Source organism: Candidatus Binatia bacterium, assembly GCA_036493895.1.
Classification (GTDB): domain Bacteria; phylum Desulfobacterota; class Binatia; order UBA1149; family CAITLU01; genus DATNBU01.
In genome coordinates this window covers 1-2,723 of the sequence record DASXOZ010000049.1, presented here as the reverse complement: position 1 = coordinate 2,723, position 2,723 = coordinate 1, and the positions used below count along the sequence as shown (strand labels likewise).

Below are 2,723 nucleotides of genomic sequence, written 5' to 3'. Positions count from 1 at the left end.
TGGACGCCCGGCCGCGGCGCGATGGGCTACGACCGCATCATCAACAAGTACCGTCATCCGTTCCCGACCCTGGACGGCTACATTTGCGCGCTGCCCTACACCGACGCGCATTGGGTGAAGTTCTTCGAGATCGTCGAGCGGCCCGATCTCGCCAAGGATCCGCGCTTCTGTGACCGCACAGTGCGGCCCAAGTACTTCAGCGAGCTCTACCAGGTGCTCGATGCGCTGATGAAGCATCGCAACACGCAGGACTGGCTCGACGAGCTCGACAAGGCCGACATCCCGGCGATGCCGGTGAACACGCTGGAAGGCCTGTTCGACGATCCGCACCTCAAGGCCACCGGCTTCTTCACCGATCGCGAGCATCCGACCGAGGGCCCGATCAAGACCTTCAAGAGTCCGCTCGACTTCGAGAAGACGCCGGTCGAGTTCCGCCGCCACGCACCGCGCGTCGGCGAGGATGGGCCCGAGGTGCTGCGTGAAGCCGGGCTCAGCGACGCCGACATCGCCACGCTCAAGGCCGACAAGACCTTGATCGTTCCCTCATGATCCCGGCCGCGTCCGGAACCTATCCGCGGCGCGACGGTAATCTCGTGCGGCCGCTGATCGGTGGCCGCGAGGCGTTCGCCCGGATTGCCGAAGCGGTCGACGCGTCGCGCGAGCGGGTCTGGCTTACGGTCGCCTTCTATGGCGACGATTTTCGCTTGCCCGACGGGCGTGGCCTGTTCGTACTGCTGGAGAGTGCGGCGGCGCGCGGCGTCGATGTGCGGGCGCTGTTCTGGCGGCCCAATCCGGACAGCATCAACTACGGCCGTGTCTTCGACGGTCCGCTGGCCGACGGCTCGCGCCTGAAGGCGCGCTGGGACAGCGCGGTCGGGCCGTACTGCCATCACCAGAAGAGCTGGAGGGTCGACGACACTGGCTTTGTCGGCGGTATCAATCTCACGGCCAAGGCGCTCGAGCGGCACGACGCCTATCTCGAAGTGAACGGCCCGTCGGCAGCCGACGTGGCGCACAACTTCGTGCAGCGCTGGAACGGCGCCACCGAGCGCGATCCGTCGGAGGACATGGCCCTGCCGAGCGAAGCATTCGCGCCGTGTGGGCCCAGTACTGTCCAGATCCAGCGGATGTCCGGCGACGATTGCTCGATCCTCGAGCAGTACGAGCAGGCGATCGATGCGGCCGAGCGCTCGATCTACGTCGAGAACCAGGCGATCCCGATCCCGCGCCTCGACAAGGCGCTAACGCGCGGCGTCGATGTGCTGATGCTGGTGCCGGCAATTCCGGAAGAGGGCGTTTACGCCGCGCGGCAGGATCCATCACGGCGCGCTCTGTTCGAGGGGCTGGAGGCACTCGGGCGGCATCCGAACTTCCGCCTCGCTGGTCTTCCGGTCTACGTCCACGCCAAGCTGATGATCGTCGACGACTCCTGGGCGACCATCGGCTCGTGCAACCTGCACCGCGATTCGATGGGCGGGAATTCGGAGATGAACGCCTCGATCTGGGACGCGGCCATCGCGCGCGATCTGCGCGAGGCCCTGCGCCGCAAGCACACTGATATGTTCACGCTCGCGCCCGAGCGCTACGCGATAGCGCGCAGCTGGTGAGTTAGTCGATCGCGTCAGCCGTCTTATCGAGCGGATAGGCGGCCACGTCGCCGGCCACCGGCACGATCTTCACGGCTGCGCTGGCGGTGCGCACGGGAAACGCGACGGCGCCACAACCGGTGAGACTGGCGGCGGCCGCCAGAGCAATGAGGATACGCAAAAGCAACACGGCCCTATCCTTTCTGGAGGACGAACGGTTTCGAACCGGCGGTGGTTGCGGCTAGATTTCCAGCGCCATGAGCAACCATTTGATTTCCCGCGTCATATGCGCGTCGCGCGAGGCAGTTTGGCGTGCCTGCAGCGAGCCGAGCGAGCTGGCGCGCTGGCGTTTCCCGCTGGACATGACGGCGCGCCTGCTTGCCGCCGACGGCGCGGGCTATCGCATGACACTCGGCTATGAAGACGGACGCGCCGACACGTTCGACTCGACGTTCGTCGAGCGCGTGCCGAACGAGCTGGTGGTCGAACGCATCTGCTTCGACGCGCCGGAGCGTGCCGGCGAGATGACGGTGACGACGACGTTGCGTGACGTCGGCACCGGCGTCGAAGTGAGCATGCGGTTCGAGGGTTTGCCCGCGACTATCAAGCCCAGGGACAATCAGGAGGGCGCGCGGCAGGCGCTGGTACGGCTCGCCCGGCTGCTCGAATTCTGACTTTCCGCAGAAATTTTTGACGTAAACCTATTCCGCCCGATGGCGCTTCGAGCCGCAATCCGGTTGTGTGAACCGGCCTCGCGGCTAAACTCCGACCAAATCCGAAACTCCGCAAGCGGGAGGGATCGATGGATCTCGCATTCACCCCAGAAGAGCAGAAATTCGCTGACGAAGTCCGCACGTTCGTGAAGGCCAATCTACCGGCCGACGTGCGCGACAAGGTCAAGAACGGCAAGCACCTGATCCGCGACGACTACATGCGCTGGCAGCAGGCGCTCGGGAAGAAGGGCTGGCTGGTCTACACGTGGCCGAAGAAGCATGGCGGCCCGGGCTTCACGCCGGCGCAACGCTACATCTTCGAGAACATCTGCGCGGAGGAATACGCGCCGGGCATCATCCCGTTCGGCACCAAGATGGTCGGGCCGGTGATCTACACCTTCGGCAGCGACGAGCAGAAGGCGAA

Annotated in this window: 6 protein-coding genes; 4 read left to right on the top strand and 2 right to left on the bottom strand. The window is 65.2% G+C overall.

Going from position 1 to position 2,723, the window contains the following annotated elements:
* Positions 1-549, top strand: a 549-nt coding sequence (locus tag VGK20_12360) for a CoA transferase (protein ID HEY2774831.1), incomplete at its 5' end; no start/stop codon positions are given.
* Positions 546-1,607 (top strand): phosphatidylserine/phosphatidylglycerophosphate/cardiolipin synthase family protein, encoded by a 1,062-nt coding sequence (locus VGK20_12355; protein ID HEY2774830.1) that lies wholly within the window; start codon positions 546-548, stop codon positions 1,605-1,607. The genes VGK20_12360 and VGK20_12355, both read left to right, overlap by 4 nt.
* Before the next feature lies 1 nt (position 1,608).
* On the opposite strand, the gene VGK20_12350 is transcribed toward VGK20_12355, so the two are convergent.
* Positions 1,609-1,776: a DUF6726 family protein gene (locus tag VGK20_12350; protein ID HEY2774829.1), complete on the bottom strand. Its 168-nt coding sequence runs from the start codon at positions 1,774-1,776 to the stop codon at positions 1,609-1,611.
* Positions 1,777-1,827: 51 nt separating this feature from the next.
* On the bottom strand, positions 1,828-1,950 hold the full coding sequence (locus VGK20_12345; GenBank protein HEY2774828.1) for a hypothetical protein: 123 nt from the start codon (positions 1,948-1,950) through the stop codon (positions 1,828-1,830).
* Here VGK20_12345 and VGK20_12340 point away from each other — a divergent pair.
* Both VGK20_12340 and VGK20_12335 read left to right on the top strand, forming a co-directional pair.
* Positions 1,922-2,260, top strand: a complete 339-nt coding sequence (locus tag VGK20_12340) for an SRPBCC domain-containing protein (protein ID HEY2774827.1) — start codon at positions 1,922-1,924, stop codon at positions 2,258-2,260. The genes VGK20_12345 and VGK20_12340 overlap by 29 nt on opposite strands.
* Before the next feature lie 128 nt (positions 2,261-2,388).
* Positions 2,389-2,723 (top strand): acyl-CoA dehydrogenase family protein (locus VGK20_12335; GenBank protein HEY2774826.1); only part of this gene is annotated, 335 nt, incomplete at its 3' end.

Bases quoted from the DNA above. Each gene is read 5' to 3' on its own strand.
- VGK20_12345 (HEY2774828.1), bottom strand. From the start codon at position 1,950: ATGTCCAGCGGGAAACGCCAGCGCGCCAGCTCGCTCGGCTCGCTGCAG.
- VGK20_12355 (HEY2774830.1), top strand. From the start codon at position 546: ATGATCCCGGCCGCGTCCGGAACCTATCCGCGGCGCGACGGTAATCTC.